The organism is Variovorax sp. LjRoot84 (assembly GCF_964254305.1).
Taxonomy (GTDB): Bacteria; Pseudomonadota; Gammaproteobacteria; order Burkholderiales; family Burkholderiaceae_C; genus Variovorax.
In genome coordinates this window covers 5,166,196-5,183,833 of the sequence record NZ_CAXUTE020000001.1, presented here as the reverse complement: position 1 = coordinate 5,183,833, position 17,638 = coordinate 5,166,196, and the positions used below count along the sequence as shown (strand labels likewise).

The following is a 17,638-nucleotide window of genomic DNA, read 5'->3' as shown; positions in this document are numbered from 1 at the left end:
ACCCAGAGCTTGGCCTGTCCTGAGCTTGTCGAAGGGTCGAAGGGCTGCGCAAGGCTTCGACAGGCTCAGCCCGAACGGTTTGGGGAACTCAGGGCAGTTCCGCCGACGGCATGCGCGCCGCGATCGTGGCCGCGCGGCCCGAGAGATAGGCCGAGCCGGACCGGCGTTCGTACCACTTGGGGCTCGGCAGCATCACCGCGAGCCGCGCCGCTTCGCCGGCGCTAAGCCGCGCGGCCGGCTTCCTGAAGTAGTGCTGTGCGGCCGCTTCGGCGCCGAACACGCCTTCGCCCCATTCCACGCTGTTGAGGTAGATCTCGAGGATGCGTTCCTTGTCGAGCAGAAGCTCCAGTGCCGTGGCCAGCACCAGCTCCTGGCCCTTGCGCAGCAGCGTGCGCTCGCCCGAGAGCAGCAGGTTCTTCGCGAGCTGCTGGGTGATGGTCGAACCGCCGCGCAGCTGGGGCGGGCGCGGTTCCTTGCCGCGTGCCCGCATCTTGGCGGCACGCCGCGCGGCGATCTGCTCGGCCTTGGCATTGCGCTGGCGCGCGCGCTCGATCGCTTCCCACTCGACACCCTGGTGGTAGATGAACTGGTCGTCTTCGCTGGCGATCACCGCGCGCTTGAGCGTGTCGGAGATCTGCGTGTAGGGGACCCAGCGCTGCTTCCAGTCCCGTTCCCCATTGCTGCGCCCCTCGGTGGCGAGTTGCCAGGCCTCGGAGCGCTGGAAGGCGGAGGACTGCGGATCGATCGCCGCCATCGCGGCGATGCGCGCGATGAAAAAGACTTCGAGCGCGAAGCCCGCGACGATCAGGCACAGCGCCCAGCGAAGAAGCGCTTTCACGTCCGATCAACAATGGCGCGCAGCTCGGCCAGCACCTGTGCCGCGGGCGGCCGCACGCCGCGCCAGAGCGCAAAGGCCTCGGCCGCCTGCTCGACCAGCATGCCGAGGCCGTCGCGCGGCACGGCGCCGTGGTCGCGCGCCCAGTTCATGAAGCCCGCGGCGGCCGGGCCGTACATCATGTCGACCGCCAGCGCGCCGCGCTTCAGCACGCTCGCCGCGACCGGCACTTCGCCGCCCGCCAGGCTCGAGGCCGTGGCGTTCACCACGATGTCGAAGTTGCCGGGCACCGCGTGCAGTTCCTGTGCTTCCAGCGTGACGTGGTGCGCAAGCGCGAGCGCCGCATGGCGCTGCACCAGCGTGATGGCCTTGGCCAGCGTGCGGTTGGCGACCACCACGCGGCGCGGGCCGGCTTCCAGCAGCGGGCCCAGCACGCCGGCCGCGGCACCGCCGGCGCCGAGCAGCAGCAGCTCGCTGCCGGCGAGCGACACCCCTGCATGGACCGTGATGTCGTTGACGAGGCCGGCGCCGTCGCTGTTGTCGCCATGAATGCCGTCTTCCTCGAAGCTCAGCACATTGACGGCGCGCGCCAGCGCGGCGCGCGGGCTCAGGTGCTGGGCCAGCGCCGCCGCGTCGAACTTGAAGGGCACGGTGATGTTGCAGCCGCGCGCGGTGCCGGCCGGTTCGGCGCGGAAGGCCGCCACCGCTTCGTCGAAGCCGTCGATCGGCACCAGCCGGCGGCCGTAGTCCAGCGTCTGGCCCGTCAGTTCGGCAAAGCGCGCATGGATCCACGGCGAGCGGCTGTGCTCCACCGGATTGCCCATCACGCAGTACTGGTCCATGCTCATTGCCTCGATGAGGAAGACACCTGGGTTTCGAGCGTCTCGTCGCGGGTGAACTTGAAGCGCGAGGGCAGCACGATCTGGTCGGTCTGCCGGCGCATCGCGTCGGTGAACTTGCCGAAATTGCCGATGCTGCGCACGATCGCCTGGGCGCGCCGGTCCAAGGCCTGGTTGCCCGAACCTTCGATGACCTCGGTGCCGAGGATCGAGCCGTCGAAGTTGACGGTCACCATCATCGTGAGCTCGCCGTACAGTTTCTTGCCGGCGAGCTCGGGGAAGTTCTCGGTGCCGCGTTGCTCGATGCGCCTGCGCAGCGCGTCGACGTAGACGGCATACGTGGCTTCGCGGGTCGCCGGGCTCAGATAGCGCTTCTTGGGCCGCGCGTTCTCTTCGTTCACGCGGCGTTCGATCTCGGCCAGCATCTTGATCAGCTGGCGGCGCTTTTCCTCGCGCGCCGCGTTCTCGCTCGGGCTGCCCTGGTTGCGCGGGTCGGGCATCGGCATGGCGGCGAGCTGCTGCTTGATCTGCGCCAAAAGCAGCATCTGCTGCGCCTGCATCGCCTCCACCTGGCGCTGCGCGTCTTCCATCGAGTCGCCGACGGCGGTGAAGGTGGAGGGCGGCAGCGGGCTGGTGGCGCGGCCGCGTTCGAGATCGCCGCCGCCGGCCAGCGAGGTCTGGGCGATGGCCCGGGCCTTGTCGGGGCGCTCGTTGGTCTTGGCGTTGACCAGGATGACCTCGAGCGGCGTTTCGGTGAACACGCGGTTGAAAGTCTCCGGGTCGGCAAAGCGCAGCCCGAGCAGCAGCGCGTGCGCCGCGACCGACAGGCCGAGCGCGATCTGCAGGCTGCTCAGGTCGCGCAGGTTCATGCTGTTACCTTCTCCGGGGCAGCCTCGTCGCTGTCGGCGAGGTCGACCGCAATGGCGATCGGCCCGGCCACTTCTTCCTCGTCCTCGCCGCTCTCGTCTTCCGCGGCAGCTTCGGCCGGCGCCGCATCGAGGCGCTCGATGACGGTGCCGTGCACGTCGAGCGCGATCTCGTCGATCTCACCGAGCCTGACGCGCACGCGAGCGCCGCGCATCAAGCCTTGGGTGCCGGTGACCTGGAACACCAGCGGCAGCGTGTCGGCGCGCACCAGGGCGCCGTTGCCCACGTCCTTGATCAGGGTCGCGTCGAGTTCGGCGATGCCCCGCTGCTGGAGGTACTTGAGCGTCCAGAAGCGCTCCATGCCGCCCTGGTGGGCGTTGTAGGCGGCGTAGGCCGCGTCGAAACCCGAGAGGATCGAGAACAGGTCGGCGTCCTTGGGCTTGAAAGGCGCAGCCAACGCCGCGGTCTTGCCGTGGCGCGCGGCCGCGATGATCTGCCACTGGTTCACGAGGTCGGTGTAGCGGCGCAGCGGCGAGGTGCTCCAGGCGTAGCTCTTCACGCCGAGGCCGGCATGCGGCAGGGCCCGCGTGCCCATGCGCACCTTGATGCCGGGCGCCAGGCTGGCCTGGCTGCGGTAGAGGCCGGGCACGCCGAGTTCGCCGAGCCAGCCGCCCCAGCTGCTGTTGGCCAGGATCATGGCCTCGGAAACGATCAGGTCGAGCGGTGCGCCGCGCTGGCGGGTGCTGATCTGCACCTGCTCGTTGCCGGTGGGTTCGCTGTCGTTGCCGATCAGTCGGAAGTTGTAGTCGGGCCGGTTGAAGCTCTCGGGCTTGCCGCGCACCACTTCGCGCTGCGCTTTCAGCTGCTTCGCGAGGCGGAACAGGAAGGACAGCGGGGCGCGCGCGCGTTTCGCGACCTCGGGCGTGTTCTCGCCGTCCACCGAGGCATCTTCGAGCCAGCCCTGCGTGACGACGCCATCGAGCTGATCATGGCGCAGGTTGGCCACGATCGGCACGCGCTCGAGCTGGGTCTCTGCGCCTTTCAGTTCCAGCGTCGCTTCGTCGAAGCTGGCGTAGAGCGAGACGGCCGGGCAGTCGCGCCCTTCCTGCAGGGTGTAGGCCTCCACCACGTCGTCGGGCAGCATGGTGATCTTGTGGCCCGGCATGTAGACCGTCGACATGCGCGCGCGCGCCACTTGGTCGATCGGGCTGCCCGGCGCCAGCGCCAGGCCGGGCGCCGCGATGTGGATGCCGACGCGCACCGTGCCGCTGCCGAGGCCCGTGACCGAGAGCGCATCGTCGATCTCGGTGGTCTGCGAATCGTCGATCGAGAAGGCCTGCACCTCGGCGAGCGGCAGTTCGTCGGTGATGGCTGGCGCTTGCAGGGCCGGGAAGCCGGTGCCCTTGGGGAAGTTCTCGAACAGGAAGCGGCGCCAGTGGAACTGGTAGGGCGAATCGATCGCGCCCGCCTGCTTGAGCAACTCGAGCGGCGGCCGCTGCGTCGCACGCGCGGCTTCGACCACGGCCTTGTACTCGGGCGCGTTCTTGTCGGGCCGGAAGAGGATCTTGAAGAGCTGCTCGCGCACCGGCGCAGGGCAAACGCCTTGCGCCAGCTGCGCGGACCATTCGGCGATCTGCGCCTGTACCGCTTTTTTCTTCTCGATAGCGGCCAACGCCTGCTGCACGATCTCGGCCGGCGCCTTCTTGAAGCGGCCCTTGCCCGCGCGGCGGAAATAGTGCGGCGCCTCGAACAGCGCCAGCAGCGCGGCGGCCTGCTGCGCCAGCGTCGGATGAGCCTGAAAGTAGTCAACCGCGAGCTCGGCAAAGGCGAACTCGCCTTCGGGCGCGAATTCCCAGGCCAGGTCGAGATCCATGCCGGCGGCCAGGGTGCGCGCTTCGGCCAGCAATTCGGCCGGAGCCGGCTTCTCGAAGCGCAGCACGATGTTGGCGCCCTTGACCTTGACGCGTTTGCCGGACTCGAGCTCGACCTGCGCCGAGGCCTCGGCCTCCGACAACACGCGGCCGCCGAGGTACTTGCCGGCTTCTTCGAACAAAACAAACATGGCGCGGATTGTCCCATGCGCGGCGATGAACGCCGGCCGCGGACCGCGTTCAGGCCGGGTCGATGAAGGCCATCACATCGGCCAGGTGATGGCGCTCGAAATCGGACAGCGCATGGTCGCTGCCCTCGAGCAGCTTGATGCGGCTTCCGGGGTAGCGGGCCGACATCTCGCGCCAGTCCAGGAGCTCGTCGCCCTTGGCGATGACGGCGAAGACCTGCTCGGGCTGTGCCAGCGGCCCGAGTTCGAGCGCACGCAGTTGATCGATGTACTCGGGCCGGAAAAAAAAGTGCTCGGCCGGGTCGTGCCAGGAGCTCTGCTCGCCGATGTAGTTCGCCAGGTCGCGTGCCGGATGGACCGCGGGGTTCAGCAGCACGGCGCGGCAGTCCGTCATGCCGGTCACATGGGTGGCGTAGAAGCCGCCGAGCGAGGAACCCACGACCGCCATCGAGCTGCGCGGCCATGGCGCGATGCCGTTCATCACGAGTTCGATGGCCTCGCGGGGGGAGGGCGGCAGTTGCGGGCACCACCACTGCAGTTGCGGGTGCCGTTCGGCCACGCGCTGCGCCATCTGCCGCGCCTTGGTCGACAGCGGCGAGGAGCGAAAGCCATGGAGATACAACAAATGGGTGGTGGGCAACGGGTTCATGCTGCTGGATTGTTACGGAAGCGCGCCGGGACGCGGATAATCCGCGCCCATGTCAGCCGTGTTCAACCAGCCGTCGCTCGCGCGTCGCATCGTCCCCGTGTTCCAGGGCTTCGACGGCTTTCTCGCTTTCGCCGTGCTGCTGCTGGCCTGCGCCGGCATGCTGACCATGTATTCGTCGGGTTTCGACCATGGCTCGCGCTTCGCGGACCACGGCCGCAACATGCTCCTGGCCGGCTTCATCATGTTCGTGGTGGCGCAGGTGCCGCCGCAGCGCCTGATGTTCTTTGCCGTGCCGCTCTACGCCCTGGGCGTGGGGCTGCTGATCGCGGTGGCGCTGTTCGGCATCACCAAGAAGGGCGCCACGCGCTGGATCAATGTCGGCATGGTGATCCAGCCGAGCGAAATCCTGAAGATCGCGATGCCCCTGATGCTGGCCTGGTGGTTCCAGCGCCGCGAGGGCCAGTTGCGCACGCTCGACTTCGTGGTCGCCACCGTGCTCTTGGCCGTGCCGGTCGGCCTGATCATGAAGCAGCCCGACCTGGGCACCTCGCTGCTGGTGCTGGCGGCCGGCCTGTCGGTGATCTTCTTCGCCGGGCTCTCGTGGAAACTGATCGTGCCGCCGGTGGTGATCGGGCTGGTCGCGGTGGCGCTGATCGTCGGCTTCGAGTCGCAGCTGTGCGCCGACGGCGTCGACTGGCGCGTGCTGCACGACTACCAGAAGCAGCGCATCTGCACGCTGCTCGACCCGACCAAAGACCCGCTGGGCAAGGGCTTCCACATCATCCAGGGCATGATCGCCATCGGCTCCGGCGGCGTCGGCGGCAAGGGTTTCATGCAGGGCACGCAGACGCACCTGGAGTTCATTCCCGAGCGCACCACCGACTTCATCTTCGCGGCTTATTCCGAGGAATTCGGTCTCATCGGCAATCTGGCGCTGATCGCGGCCTTCGTCTTCCTGATCTTTCGCGGCCTCGCGATCGCGCTGGATGCGCCGACGCTGTTCTCCCGCCTGCTGGCCGGCGCGATGACGATGATCTTCTTCACCTACGCCTTCGTGAACATGGGCATGGTGAGCGGCATCCTGCCCGTGGTCGGCGTGCCTTTGCCCTTCATCAGCTATGGCGGCACCGCGATGGTGACGCTCGGCCTGGGGCTCGGCATCCTGATGTCCATTTCGCGCGCCAAGCGGCTGATGCAGTCCTGAGCGCCATTCGGGGTGCGAGCCTAGAATCCTTCGATGATTTCACGCGAACCCACCATCGAGCGCCTCGCCACGGCGCAGCAGCTCCTGCTCACGCCCTTCGGCCTCGACGAGTCGCACCTGTCGCGCGCCCTGGCCGAAATCACCGCCCACAAGGTGGACGACGCCGACCTCTACTTCCAGTACACGCGCAGCGAGGGCTGGAGCCTGGAGGAGGGCATCGTCAAGACCGGCAGCTTCAGCATCGACCAGGGCGTCGGCGTTCGCGCGGTCAGCGGCGAGAAGACGGCCTTCGCCTATTCGGACGACATCTCCGAGGCCTCGCTGCTCGATGCGGCGCGCACCGTGCGCACCATTTCCGCTGCCGGGCGCAACGGGCGGGTGAAGGCTCCGGTGCGCACGGTCGCGACGAGCCGTTCGCTCTATGGCGGCGTAGACCCGATCTCGACGCTCGACAGCACCGCCAAGGTCGAGTTGCTCGGCAAGGTCGAGAAGCTCGCGCGTTCCAGGGATCCGCGCGTCGCGCAAGTGATGGCCGGCCTCGCGAGCGAATACGACGTGGTGCTGGTCGCGCGCGCCGACGGCACGCTGGCGGCCGACGTGCGGCCGCTGGTGCGGCTGTCGGTCACGGTGATCGCCGAGCAGAACGGCCGCCGCGAGGTGGGCTCGGGCGGCGGCGGCGGCCGCTTCGGCCTCGCCTATTTCGACGATGCGCAGATTGCCGAGTACGTCGACCAGGCCGTCCAGCAGGCGCTCACCAACCTGGAATCGCGTCCCGCGCCCGCGGGCGAGATGACCGTGGTGCTCGGCCCGGGCTGGCCCGGCATCCTGCTGCACGAGGCCATCGGCCACGGGCTGGAAGGCGACTTCAACCGCAAGGGGTCGAGCGCCTTCTCGGGCCGCATCGGCGAGCGCGTGGCGGCCAAGGGCGTGACCGTGCTGGACGACGGCACCATCGCCGACCGCCGCGGCTCGCTCAACGTCGACGACGAAGGCAACGCGACGCAGCGCAATGTGCTGATCGAGGACGGCATCCTGAAGGGCTACATCCAGGATTCGCTCAATGCGCGCCTGATGAAGGTCCCGCCCACCGGCAACGGCCGCCGCGAGAGCTACGCGCACGTACCGATGCCGCGCATGACCAACACCTACATGCTGGGCGGCGACAGGGTGCCGGAAGAAATCGTCGCCAGCATCAAGAAAGGCCTCTACGCCACCAACTTCGGCGGCGGCCAGGTCGACATCACGAGCGGCAAGTTCGTGTTCTCGGCCAGCGAAGCCTACTGGGTGGAGAACGGCAAGATCCAGTATCCGGTGAAGGGCGCCACCCTGGTCGGCAACGGTCCCGATGCGCTGACGCGCGTGACGATGATCGGCAACGACATGGCGCTCGATACGGGCGTCGGCACCTGCGGCAAGGAAGGCCAGAGCGTGCCGGTCGGCGTCGGCCAGCCCACGCTGCGCATCGACGGCCTGACCGTCGGCGGCACCGCCTGACGCCCGCAAACAACAGCCGAGCCCAAAACCCTGTGCTACATTCGGCTCCTATGTCTTCGCGCGTCGCGTTTTTCTTTTCGTACTTTTGGTTCCCGGATTCCGGCGGACGAGAGGCGAGCGCGTAAAGCACACTGACACACCCTCCCAGAACCGCCGGCGCCTCGAGCCCCGGCGGTTTTTTTATGCCCCGATGATTTTCAAAGTGAAGGAAGAAGCGATGAGCACGAACACTGCCCCGGCCACCGAGAACTGGTATGCGAGCGTCGAGAAAACCAGCCGAACCGACGACGAACGCATCAAGGACATCACCGTGCTGCCCCCTCCCGAACATCTGATCCGCTTCTTCCCGATCCGCGGCACGCCGGTCGAATCGCTGATCACCGGCACCCGCCGCGCCATCCACAACATCATGGCCGGCAAGGACGACCGGCTACTGGTCGTGATGGGCCCGTGCTCGATCCACGACCCGGCCGCCGCGCTCGAATACGCAAGGCGCCTGAAGGCCGAGCGCGAGAAGTACGCCGGCACGCTGGAGATCGTGATGCGGGTCTACTTCGAAAAGCCGCGCACGACGGTGGGCTGGAAGGGGCTCATCAACGACCCCTACCTCGACGAGAGCTTTCGCATCGACGAGGGCCTGCGCATCGCGCGCCAACTGCTCATCGACATCAACCGGCTGGGGCTGCCGGCCGGCAGCGAGTTCCTCGACGTGATCTCGCCGCAGTACATCGGCGACCTGATCTCCTGGGGCGCGATCGGCGCTCGCACCACCGAGAGCCAGGTGCACCGCGAACTGGCTTCTGGCCTGTCGGCGCCGATCGGCTTCAAGAACGGCACCGACGGCAACATCCGCATCGCGACCGACGCCATCCAGGCGGCGGCGCGCGGGCACCACTTCCTCTCGGTGCACAAGAACGGACAGGTGGCGATCGTGCAGACCAACGGCAACAAGGACTGCCACGTGATTCTGCGCGGCGGCAAGGCGCCCAACTACGACGCCGCGAGCGTGGCCGCCGCCTGCGAGGATCTCGAAGCCGCCAAGCTGCCGCCGACGCTGATGGTCGACTGCAGCCACGCCAACAGCAGCAAGCAGCACCAGAAGCAGATCGACGTGGCGAAGGACATCGCCGCGCAGATTGCGGGCGGCAGCAAGAGCGTGTTCGGCCTGATGGTCGAGAGCCACCTGAGCGCGGGCGCCCAGAAGTTCAGCGCCGGCAAGGACCGCGTGGCCGAGCTGGAATACGGCAAGAGCATCACCGATGCCTGCCTGGGCTGGGACGATTCGGCCCAGGTGCTGGAGCTGCTGTCGCAAGCGGTGAAACAGCGCCGCGGCTGAATCGGTGCGACGGCGCTCAGATCAGCGCCGCCAGCTCCGGCCAGTGGTGGCGCAGCAGCGCCGCCTCGTCGCCCTCGGGTTGCATGAACGAGAAATCGCTGAAGTCGAAACCGGGTCCCACGGTGCAACTGACCAGCGTGTAGTCGTCGGTGGCCTGCGACACGATGGGCCGGGCTGCTTGCCACTGGCCTGCCGGAACGGTGTGCTGCGGTCGCGTGCCGTGGACATCGACCGGGCCCAGCCGCAGGTGGACCGGCGGCGTGCGCAGCGCCCCATCGCTGGTCCAGAGCGCGAGCGGAACCCCTTCGAGATGGATCCACACTTCGTCGGACGCCACACGGTGCCAGCGCGAATGCTGGTGGGCTTCCAGCAGGAAATAGATGGTAGTGAGCGCCTGGCGGGCCGGCCGCCCATCGGCGGGCATGACCTGCGCTGTCGAGCGGAACACCTCGCGGAACCAGCCGCCCTCGGGATGAGGCTGCAGATTCAGGGTATCGATGAGCTCCTGTGCGCGCATGAGCCTATTCTGCCGCGCCTGTCGCGCGCAAGGCGGAAAGAAGCTTCTCGTGCACGCCTCCGAAACCGCCGTTGCTCATGCAGACGATGTGATCGCCCGACCGCGCTGCCGCGACGATCTGCGCCACCAGCGGCTCGATCGCGCCGGCCACCTGCGCCCGGTCGCCCATCGGCGCGAGCGCTGCGGCAGCGTCCCATTCCAGTCCGCCGCTATGGCAGAAAGCGAGGTCGGCCGCTTCAAGGCTCCAGGGCAGCTGGGCTGCCATGGTGCCCAGCTTCATGGTGTTGCTGCGCGGTTCGAAGGCGGCCAGGATGCGCTCGCCCTGGTGGCCGTCGGCGTCGAGCTTCTTTCGCAGGCCGTCGAGCGTGGTGCGGATCGCCGTCGGATGGTGCGCGAAGTCGTCGTAGACCGTGATCGCTGCGCCCGCGCGCGCGACGGTGCCGCGCAGCTCCATGCGGCGGCGCACGTTGCGGAAGCTGGCCAGAAAGCCGGCCGCTTCGGCCGGCGCCACGCCCACATGCTCCGCGGCGGCGATCGCGGCGAGCGCATTCATCTGGTTGTGCAGGCCGGACAGCGCCCATTCGACGCGGCCGACCTGCTCGCCTTGGCGCAGCACCTCGAACGCGTCGTGCGGCCCATGGGCCTGCCATTCGCCGCCGGCGCCGAAGCGGGCCAGTTCGCTCCAGCAGCCCTGGGCCAGCACGCGCTGCAGGCTCTCCTCGGTGGCGTTGACGACCACGCGCCCCGTCCCCGGCACGATGCGCACGAGGTGGTGGAATTGCCGTTCGATCGCCCCCAGGTCGTCGAAGATGTCGGCGTGGTCGAACTCCAGGTTGTTCAGGATCGCGGTGCGCGGGCGGTAATGGACGAACTTGCTGCGCTTGTCGAAGAAGGCCGTGTCATATTCGTCGGCTTCGATCACGAACTTGTTCTTGCCGAGCCGGGCCGAGACGCCGAAGTCGAGCGGCACACCGCCCACCAGGAAACCCGGCGCCAGGCCGGCGCGTTCGAGGATCCAGGCCAACATCGAAGTGGTGGTGGTCTTGCCGTGCGTGCCGGCGACGGCCATTACATGCCGGCCCTGCAGCACGTGCTCCGCCAGCCATTGCGGGCCGCTGGTGTAGCTGGCGCCGGCGTCGAGGATGGCTTCCATCAGCGGGAACTTGGGTGTGCCGTCGGCGAGCCGGGCGCGGGACACCACGTTGCCGATGACGAAGACATCGGGCCGCAGCGCCATCTGGTCGGCGTCGTAGCCTTCGATCAGCTCGATGCCGAGCGAGCGCAGTTGGTCGCTCATCGGCGGATAGACGCCGGCATCGCAACCGGTCACCCGATGGCCGGCTTCGCGCGCCAATGCGGCGACACCGCCCATGAAGGTGCCGCAGATGCCGAGGATGTGAATATGCATCGGTCGATTCTAGGGACGCAGGGCGGCCGGTCTTCTGCCGGTGCCTTACTGCGGGCAAAATGGGCCGATGGACACGTCCAAGCAGGAAATTGCCGCCGCTGCGGCCCGCCTCGTCGTCGAGGAAGGGCTGGAGTACGGCCCCGCCAAGCGCCGTGCGCTGCGCGACCTGGGTCTGCCTGTGCGTACGCCGCTGCCGAACAACGACGAGATCGAGGCCGAGGTGCGGGATTACATCCAGCTCTATTGCGCGGACACCCAGCCCAAGGAATTGCACGCGCTGCGCCAGCTGGCGCTCGAATGGATGGAGCGGATGGCGCAGTTCCGGCCTCACATCGGCGGCGCCGTGTGGCACGGCACGGCGACGCGCCTGTCGGACATCTACATCCAGCTCTTCTGCGACGACCCGAAGTCCGCCGAGATCGCGCTCATCGACCACCATGTCGACTACGAGCCGCGCATGGTCACCGGCTTCCATGGCGAGCAGGTCGAAGCCCTCAGCGTTCATGTGGCGAGCCGGGCACTCGGCGAGGAGATTGGCGTGCATCTGCTGGTGTACGACCTCGACGATCTGCGAGGCGCGCTCAAGCCTGACGCGCAGGGCCGCATCCCGCGTGGCAACCTGGCCGCGCTCAGGCGGCTGATAGAAAAGGACAGTGGATGACTTCGAGCCCCACGCGCCGGGCCTGGCTCTATGGCGGCGTCGCCGCGGTGGCGGCCGTTGCCGGTCTGGGCGGTGCTCTGTGGCACCGCCGGGGCGGCGCGGCCGGCGGCGAGCAGCTGGACGCCGCATTCTGGGCGCAGCGCTTCGATCGGCCCGAAGGTGGCGAACTGGTGTTCGAGAGTCTGCGGGGCAAGCCGCTGTTGCTCAACTTCTGGGCCACATGGTGTCCTCCTTGCGTCGAGGAGATGCCCATGCTCGATGCGTTCTTTCGCGAAAATGCGGCCAACGGCTGGCAAGTTGTCGGTCTGGCGATCGATCAGCCGACCGCGGTTCGCAAGTTCCTGACCAAGACGCCGGTCAGCTACCCCATCGGTCTGGCGGGGCTGCAAGGCACGGAACTGGTCAAGAACCTGGGCAACACGGCCGGCGGTCTGCCCTTCACCTTGGTGCTCGATGCCGGTGGCGCAGTGGCGGCGCGTAAAATGGGCAAGCTCGAGCCGGGTGATCTCCAGGCATGGCGACGGGCCTAGTTCGCGGCTAGAATCGCTCGCCCGTTCGGGCAGTTGATGGCGAAACGCCGAAATACGCCGAAAAACACCGATTTTTAGGCGAGTTAAATCCTAATAGCCGGCAAAGCCGGCGCTGGAGTCCCATGGATCTGCGCAAGCTCAAGACACTGATCGATCTGGTGTCCGAATCGAATATTTCCGAACTGGAAATTACTGAAACCGAAGGCAAGGTCCGCATCGTCAAGGGCGGCGTCGCCGCACCGGTTCAATACATTCAAACCGTCGCCGCGCCGGCTCCGGCCATCGGCGCTGCAGCACCGGCCGGTGCCATCGCCGCGCCAGTCGCGGCGGCGCCGGCCGCAGAGGCGGCGCCCGTCGGCCATGCCATCAAGTCGCCGATGGTCGGCACCTTCTACCGCTCCTCCAGCCCCGGTGCACCCGCATTCGTCGAGATCGGCAGCCAGGTCAAGGAAGGCGACACGGTCTGCATCATCGAGGCGATGAAGATCCTCAACGAGATCGAGGCCGACAAGGCCGGCACCATCACACAGATCCTCGGCGAAAACGGTCAGGCGGTCGAATACGGCCAGCCGCTGTTCATCATCGAGTGACCATGTTCAAGAAGATACTGGTCGCCAACCGCGGCGAAATCGCGCTGCGCATCCAGCGCGCCTGTAGCGAGTTGGGTATCAAGGCCGTGATGGTCTATTCTGAGGCCGATCGCGATGCCAAATACGTGAAGCTGGCCGAGGAAGCGGTATGCATCGGCCCGGCCCCTTCCTCGCAGAGCTATCTGAACATGCCGGCGATCATCTCGGCGGCCGAAGTGACGGACTCCGAGGCGATCCACCCGGGTTACGGCTTTCTGAGCGAGAACGCCAACTTCGCCGAACGCGTGGAGCAGAGCGGTTTTCAATTCATCGGCCCCACGCCCGAATCGATCCGCATCATGGGCGACAAGGTCTCGGCCAAGCAGGCCATGATCAAGGCTGGCGTCCCCTGTGTGCCCGGCTCGGAGGGCGAACTGTCCGACGATTCCTCGACCAACAAGCGCATCGCCCGGGCGATCGGCTATCCGGTCATCATCAAGGCGGCGGGCGGCGGCGGCGGGCGCGGCATGCGCGTGGTGCACACCGAGGCGGCGCTGGTCAATGCGATCCAGATGACCAAGGCGGAGGCCGGCGCGGCCTTCAACAATCCATCGGTCTACATGGAGAAGTTTCTCCAGAACCCGCGCCACATCGAGATCCAGATCCTCGCCGACAAGCACAAGAACGCGGTCTACCTGGGCGAGCGCGACTGCTCGATGCAGCGGCGCCACCAGAAGGTGATCGAGGAATCGCCCGCACCGGGCATCCCGCGCAAGTTGATCGAGAAGATCGGCGAGCGCTGCGCGGCCGCCTGCAAGAAGATCGGCTACCGCGGCGCCGGAACCTTCGAGTTTCTCTACGAAAACGGCGAGTTCTACTTCATCGAGATGAACACGCGCGTGCAGGTGGAGCACCCGGTCACCGAATTCACGACCGGCATCGACATCGTGAAGACGCAGATCATGGTCGCCGCCGGCGAGAAGCTGCCGTTCACGCAGCGCCAGATCGAGATGCGCGGCCACTCGATCGAGTGCCGCATCAATGCCGAAGACGCCTACAAGTTCACGCCCTCGCCGGGCCGCATCACGATGTGGCATCCGCCGGGCGGGCCGGGGGTGCGCGTGGATTCGCACGTCTACACCAACTACTTCGTGCCGCCGAACTACGACTCGATGGTCGGCAAGATCATCGTGCATGGCGATACCCGCGACCAGGCCTTGGCGCGCATGCGCACGGCGTTGAGCGAAACGGTGATCGAGGGTATCCAGACCAACATCCCGCTGCACCGCGAGTTGATGGTCGACGCCAAGTTCATGAGCGGCGGCACCAACATCCACTACCTCGAAGAGTGGCTCGCGGCCCACAAGCGCTGAGCGGGACCGCGGCACCGTGTTCGAACTCCGCCTGCTCGCGCCGGAAGATCGCGTCGAAACCGTCAGCGATGCGCTCGAGGCGCTCGACGCGCTGAGCGTTTCGGTCGAGGACGCGGATGCCCAGACCGATGCCGAGCAGGCCCTGTTCGGCGAGCCGGGCATGCCGCCGCCCAAGGGAGGCTGGCAGCGCTCCCGGGTGATCGCCTTGTTTGCCGCCGAGGCGCAGGCGCGGGAGGCTGCTGCGGTGCTGGCCGCGCAGGACTTCTTTGTGGATTGCGAGGTGCTTGGATTGACCGAGGTGCCCGAGCAGGACTGGGTGCGGCTGACGCAGTCCCAGTTCGCACCGGTCGAAATCACCCCCGAGTTCTGGATCGTGCCCACCTGGCACGAACCGCCGGCGCAAGCGCAGCAGGTCATCCGGCTGGACCCGGGTCTTGCCTTCGGCACCGGCACGCACCCGACCACGCGCATGTGCCTGCGCTGGATCGCAACGCGCGGGGAGCCCCGTGGGAAGCGCGTGCTCGACTACGGTTGCGGCTCCGGCATCCTGGCGATCGGCGCGGCCAAGTTCGGCGCGACCGACATCGACGCCGTCGACATCGACGAAGCCGCCGTGGATTCGACGCGGCTCAACGCTGAGGCGAACGAGGTGCAACTGAAGGCCGGCCTGTCCGACTTGGCAACTGGCCGCTACGACATCGTGCTCGCCAACATCCTCGCCACGCCGCTGAAGGTGCTTGCGCCTTTGCTGTGCGAGCACGTCGCAGCGGGCGGTTCGCTGGTGCTGGCGGGCATCCTCGAGCGCCAGGCCGACGAACTGAAGCTCGCCTATGCGCCCTATGCAGCGCTGGAAGTGAGCGACAGCGAGGACGGCTGGATTCTGATGACCGCGGCCCTCTAGATCGTCCTCGACGCTGGAGGTCGACCCTACAATCGGCGCCTCATGAGCCTGGTCACTCGCTGCCCCGCCTGCGCCACCACTTTCAAGGTGGTGAGGGACCAGCTTCGCATCTCCGACGGGTGGGTGCGCTGCGGCCGGTGCAGCGAGGTGTTCGACGCGACCGTCGATCTGCATGAAGCGCCCGATTCGGCGCCTGGACCCGCGGCAGTCGCACCGACGTCGGCGCCCGACGAAGGCACCAGCAGCGTGCCGCCCGACGCCGATCCGCCGATCGAAACTGAGCTGGACGAAGTGGCAGAGTGGCCCGCGGACGAGGAATCCGTGCGGAACCTCGAGGAGGCGGACTTCCTCGACGACGAACAAGAGATCGAACCACCGGTCGCCGAGCCGCCCGTCGCCGTGCCGCCGCCGCCTGCGTCCAAGACCTCGGCGCCATCCGATCCGCTGTCGTTCGCTGTCGGCGTCGTTGCGGACGAGCCCTGGCCCCAGCGCTCGCAGCCGATGCGTGCAGCCGAAGCGCAAGTGATTCCGCCTTATCCCTCGCTTCCGCCATTCCCGAACATCGACCTGAACCTGCCGGCCGCCCCGCCCATCGGCCGCGAGCCGCCACCGCCACGGCCGTCGCCGCCACCTCCGCCGGCGGCTGAAGAAGACACCGGCAACGCGCAACTGCAGAAGGCGCTGCGCCGTGCGCGTGCCAAGTCCGCCAAGATCGCCAGGGCGAAGGCGCGCGGAGAAGAGCGGGCGGCGCGCGAATCGGCGCCCGTGGTGCTGGCCGCCAGCGAGCCTGAGCCTGCTATCGAGCTCGCTCGGCGCAGCCCTCGGTTTTTGGGCGCCGCCGCCGAGGGATCGGCATTCTGGCAGCGGCCAGCGGTGCGGCGCTCCCTGATCGTCGTGGCCGTGCTGGCTGCGCTTCTTCTGCTCGTGCAGGTATTGCATCAGGAGCGCGACCTCGTCGCCGCTCGCCAGCCGGGGCTGCGTCCCGCGCTCGCGGCGCTGTGCAGCCTGACGGGCTGCGAGCTCTCGGCGCTGCGCCAGATCGGCGACATCACGATCGATGGCGCCTCCTTCGCGCGCGAGAAAAGCGGCGATGCCTACCGCCTCAGCTTCACCTTGCGCAATGCCGCCACCGTGCCGCTCGCGATGCCCGCGGTCGAGTTGTCCTTGCTCGACATGCAGGAGCGTGCCGTGATCCGGCGCGTGCTCATGCCGGCCGAGTTCGGCGCGCCGCCCGTCCTGCCCGCCCGTGCCGAGCGCGCGGCGTCGTTGCCGCTGGCGCTGACCGGGCCCGAGGCCGCGGCACTGGCGCCGATCGCAGGCTACCGGGTGCTGGCCTTCTATCCTTGAGCCGCGCGCTCTTTTCTTTTTTCAATCAACCAACGGTTCATCCATGGCAGCAGTGATTTGCGGTTCCCTCGCGTTCGACACCATCATGACTTTCGAGGGACGGTTCGCCGATCAGATCCTTCCGGACCAGTTGCACATCCTCAACGTGTCCTTTCTCGTGCCCGGCCTCAGGCGCGACTTCGGCGGTTGTGCGGGCAACATCGCCTACAGCCTCAACGCGCTAGGCGGCACCGCACTGCCGATGGCGACGGTCGGCAGCGACGGCGTCGACTACCTGGAGCGGCTGCGAACGCTGGGCATCAGCACCGAGTTCGTGCGGCAGGTGGACGACAGCTTCACCGCGCAGGCCATGATCATGAACGACCGCGACAACAACCAGATCACGGCCTTCCACCCGGGCGCGATGCAGCAGGCGCACATCACGCGCATCGCGGCGCGCGAGGACATCCGGCTCGGCATCATCGCGCCCGACGGCCGCGAGGCGATGCTGCAGCATGCCGAGCAGCTCAAGGCTGCGGACATCCCTTTCGTGTTCGATCCCGGCCAGGGCCTGCCGATGTTCGACGGCAAGGAACTCGCGCATTTCGTCGACTTGGCCAGCTGGGTGGTGGTCAACGACTACGAGGGAAAGATGCTCTCGCAGCGCACGGGCTGGAGCCTTGCTGAGATCTCGAAGCGTGTGCGCGGACTGGTCGTGACGCTGGCCGCCGAAGGCTGCGAAGTGTGGACCGAAGGCGAGCGCGAGCACGTGCCCGGCGTGAAGCCGACGGCCGTGGTCGAGCCGACGGGTTGCGGCGATGCATGGCGCGGCGCGCTGCTGTTCGGGCTGGAGCAGGGCTGGCCGCTCGCGCGTTGCGCTGCGTTGGGCAACCGCATCGGCGCGCTCAAGATCGCGCAACGCGGGCCGCAGAATTACCAGGTGGATCGGAAGGCGCTCGGCCTCTGAGCCCATAAAAAAGCCCAGCACCTGTCTTCGGTGCCGGGCCAACCATAAAAAAGCCCAGCACCTTGCGGTGCCGGGCTTTGTGCCTTCAAGGCCGCTGAACGAC

Annotated in this window: 17 protein-coding genes; 10 read left to right on the top strand and 7 right to left on the bottom strand. The window is 67.5% G+C overall.

Annotated elements, in window-relative coordinates; all coding sequences use genetic code 11:
* Nucleotides 1–88 precede the first annotated feature (88 nt).
* The 5 genes from ACSQ9I_RS25615 to ACSQ9I_RS25595 are packed head-to-tail and all read right to left on the bottom strand — an operon-like array spanning nucleotide 89 to nucleotide 5,249.
* Nucleotides 89–838, bottom strand: a complete 750-nt coding sequence (locus tag ACSQ9I_RS25615) for a transglycosylase domain-containing protein (RefSeq protein ID WP_436314942.1) — start codon at nucleotides 836–838, stop codon at nucleotides 89–91.
* Nucleotides 835–1,677, bottom strand: a complete 843-nt coding sequence (gene aroE / locus ACSQ9I_RS25610; RefSeq protein WP_436314941.1) for a shikimate dehydrogenase — start codon at nucleotides 1,675–1,677, stop codon at nucleotides 835–837. The genes ACSQ9I_RS25615 and aroE overlap by 4 nt, the downstream gene beginning before the upstream one ends.
* Nucleotides 1,678–1,679: 2 nt before the next feature.
* Nucleotides 1,680–2,543: an energy transducer TonB gene (locus ACSQ9I_RS25605; RefSeq protein WP_093104036.1), complete on the bottom strand. Its 864-nt coding sequence runs from the start codon at nucleotides 2,541–2,543 to the stop codon at nucleotides 1,680–1,682.
* Complete coding sequence (locus tag ACSQ9I_RS25600) at nucleotides 2,540–4,603, bottom strand: ribonuclease catalytic domain-containing protein (protein ID WP_436314940.1); 2,064 nt, start codon at nucleotides 4,601–4,603, stop codon at nucleotides 2,540–2,542. Before ACSQ9I_RS25600 ends, ACSQ9I_RS25605 begins: the two co-directional genes overlap by 4 nt.
* A 49-nt stretch (nucleotides 4,604–4,652) precedes the next feature.
* Nucleotides 4,653–5,249, bottom strand: a complete 597-nt coding sequence (locus ACSQ9I_RS25595) for a YqiA/YcfP family alpha/beta fold hydrolase (protein ID WP_436314939.1) — start codon at nucleotides 5,247–5,249, stop codon at nucleotides 4,653–4,655.
* A 49-nt stretch (nucleotides 5,250–5,298) separates the two neighbouring features.
* Here ACSQ9I_RS25595 and rodA point away from each other — a divergent pair, with 49 nt between their 5' ends.
* The 3 genes from rodA to ACSQ9I_RS25580 all read left to right on the top strand — a co-directional run bounded on the left by rodA (nucleotide 5,299) and on the right by ACSQ9I_RS25580 (nucleotide 9,283).
* On the top strand, nucleotides 5,299–6,453 hold the full coding sequence (rodA, locus tag ACSQ9I_RS25590; RefSeq protein ID WP_093104041.1) for a rod shape-determining protein RodA: 1,155 nt from the start codon (nucleotides 5,299–5,301) through the stop codon (nucleotides 6,451–6,453).
* 33 nt (nucleotides 6,454–6,486) lie between these two features.
* The gene (gene tldD / locus ACSQ9I_RS25585) at nucleotides 6,487–7,947 is read left to right on the top strand and encodes a metalloprotease TldD (protein WP_436314938.1); all 1,461 of its coding nucleotides are present in this window, start codon (nucleotides 6,487–6,489) and stop codon (nucleotides 7,945–7,947) included.
* Between the two features lie 217 nt (nucleotides 7,948–8,164).
* The gene (locus ACSQ9I_RS25580) at nucleotides 8,165–9,283 is read left to right on the top strand and encodes a 3-deoxy-7-phosphoheptulonate synthase (RefSeq protein ID WP_436314937.1); all 1,119 of its coding nucleotides are present in this window, start codon (nucleotides 8,165–8,167) and stop codon (nucleotides 9,281–9,283) included.
* Nucleotides 9,284–9,299: 16 nt separating this feature from the next.
* On the opposite strand, the gene ACSQ9I_RS25575 is transcribed toward ACSQ9I_RS25580, so the two are convergent.
* Both ACSQ9I_RS25575 and mpl read right to left on the bottom strand, forming a co-directional pair.
* A complete protein-coding gene (locus ACSQ9I_RS25575) occupies nucleotides 9,300–9,800 on the bottom strand; it encodes a cupin domain-containing protein (protein WP_436305438.1) in 501 nt (166 codons plus the stop codon).
* A 4-nt stretch (nucleotides 9,801–9,804) separates the two neighbouring features.
* The gene (gene mpl, locus ACSQ9I_RS25570) at nucleotides 9,805–11,208 is read right to left on the bottom strand and encodes a UDP-N-acetylmuramate:L-alanyl-gamma-D-glutamyl-meso-diaminopimelate ligase (RefSeq protein WP_436314936.1); all 1,404 of its coding nucleotides are present in this window, start codon (nucleotides 11,206–11,208) and stop codon (nucleotides 9,805–9,807) included.
* Between the two features lie 67 nt (nucleotides 11,209–11,275).
* Between mpl and ACSQ9I_RS25565 the strand changes: the two genes are divergently transcribed.
* The 7 genes from ACSQ9I_RS25565 (at nucleotide 11,276) to ACSQ9I_RS25535 (ending at nucleotide 17,535) form a co-directional block, all read left to right on the top strand.
* On the top strand, nucleotides 11,276–11,869 hold the full coding sequence (locus ACSQ9I_RS25565; protein ID WP_093104047.1) for a hypothetical protein: 594 nt from the start codon (nucleotides 11,276–11,278) through the stop codon (nucleotides 11,867–11,869).
* Nucleotides 11,866–12,399, top strand: a complete 534-nt coding sequence (locus ACSQ9I_RS25560) for a TlpA family protein disulfide reductase (RefSeq protein WP_093104048.1) — start codon at nucleotides 11,866–11,868, stop codon at nucleotides 12,397–12,399. The genes ACSQ9I_RS25565 and ACSQ9I_RS25560 overlap by 4 nt, the downstream gene beginning before the upstream one ends.
* 122 nt (nucleotides 12,400–12,521) lie before the next feature.
* A complete protein-coding gene (gene accB, locus ACSQ9I_RS25555; RefSeq protein ID WP_093104050.1) occupies nucleotides 12,522–12,989 on the top strand; it encodes an acetyl-CoA carboxylase biotin carboxyl carrier protein in 468 nt (155 codons plus the stop codon).
* Between the two features lie 2 nt (nucleotides 12,990–12,991).
* A complete protein-coding gene (gene accC / locus ACSQ9I_RS25550) occupies nucleotides 12,992–14,341 on the top strand; it encodes an acetyl-CoA carboxylase biotin carboxylase subunit (RefSeq protein ID WP_436293614.1) in 1,350 nt (449 codons plus the stop codon).
* Between the two features lie 16 nt (nucleotides 14,342–14,357).
* Nucleotides 14,358–15,242, top strand: coding sequence for a 50S ribosomal protein L11 methyltransferase (prmA, locus tag ACSQ9I_RS25545; RefSeq protein WP_436314935.1), 885 nt, complete (start codon nucleotides 14,358–14,360; stop codon nucleotides 15,240–15,242).
* A 42-nt stretch (nucleotides 15,243–15,284) separates the two neighbouring features.
* Nucleotides 15,285–16,589 carry a zinc-ribbon and DUF3426 domain-containing protein gene (locus ACSQ9I_RS25540; protein WP_436314934.1) on the top strand — a complete coding sequence of 435 codons (1,305 nt, stop codon included), beginning with the start codon at nucleotides 15,285–15,287 and terminating at the stop codon, nucleotides 16,587–16,589.
* 43 nt (nucleotides 16,590–16,632) lie between these two features.
* Entirely contained in the window at nucleotides 16,633–17,535 is a 903-nt protein-coding gene (locus ACSQ9I_RS25535) for a carbohydrate kinase family protein (RefSeq protein WP_093104056.1), read from the top strand.
* Nucleotides 17,536–17,638 lie beyond the last annotated feature (103 nt).

Excerpts from the sequence above, each read along its gene's own strand:
- aroE (WP_436314941.1), bottom strand. The coding sequence starts at position 1,677 with ATGGACCAGTACTGCGTGATGGGCAATCCGGTGGAGCACAGCCGCTCG.
- ACSQ9I_RS25605 (WP_093104036.1), bottom strand. The coding sequence starts at position 2,543 with ATGAACCTGCGCGACCTGAGCAGCCTGCAGATCGCGCTCGGCCTGTCG.
- ACSQ9I_RS25600 (WP_436314940.1), bottom strand. The coding sequence starts at position 4,603 with ATGTTTGTTTTGTTCGAAGAAGCCGGCAAGTACCTCGGCGGCCGCGTG.
- ACSQ9I_RS25595 (WP_436314939.1), bottom strand. The coding sequence starts at position 5,249 with ATGAACCCGTTGCCCACCACCCATTTGTTGTATCTCCATGGCTTTCGC.
- rodA (WP_093104041.1), top strand. The coding sequence starts at position 5,299 with ATGTCAGCCGTGTTCAACCAGCCGTCGCTCGCGCGTCGCATCGTCCCC.
- tldD (WP_436314938.1), top strand. The coding sequence starts at position 6,487 with ATGATTTCACGCGAACCCACCATCGAGCGCCTCGCCACGGCGCAGCAG.
- ACSQ9I_RS25580 (WP_436314937.1), top strand. The coding sequence starts at position 8,165 with ATGAGCACGAACACTGCCCCGGCCACCGAGAACTGGTATGCGAGCGTC.
- ACSQ9I_RS25575 (WP_436305438.1), bottom strand. The coding sequence starts at position 9,800 with ATGCGCGCACAGGAGCTCATCGATACCCTGAATCTGCAGCCTCATCCC.
- mpl (WP_436314936.1), bottom strand. The coding sequence starts at position 11,208 with ATGCATATTCACATCCTCGGCATCTGCGGCACCTTCATGGGCGGTGTC.
- ACSQ9I_RS25565 (WP_093104047.1), top strand. The coding sequence starts at position 11,276 with ATGGACACGTCCAAGCAGGAAATTGCCGCCGCTGCGGCCCGCCTCGTC.
- ACSQ9I_RS25560 (WP_093104048.1), top strand. The coding sequence starts at position 11,866 with ATGACTTCGAGCCCCACGCGCCGGGCCTGGCTCTATGGCGGCGTCGCC.
- accB (WP_093104050.1), top strand. The coding sequence starts at position 12,522 with ATGGATCTGCGCAAGCTCAAGACACTGATCGATCTGGTGTCCGAATCG.
- accC (WP_436293614.1), top strand. The coding sequence starts at position 12,992 with ATGTTCAAGAAGATACTGGTCGCCAACCGCGGCGAAATCGCGCTGCGC.
- ACSQ9I_RS25540 (WP_436314934.1), top strand. The coding sequence starts at position 15,285 with ATGAGCCTGGTCACTCGCTGCCCCGCCTGCGCCACCACTTTCAAGGTG.
- ACSQ9I_RS25535 (WP_093104056.1), top strand. The coding sequence starts at position 16,633 with ATGGCAGCAGTGATTTGCGGTTCCCTCGCGTTCGACACCATCATGACT.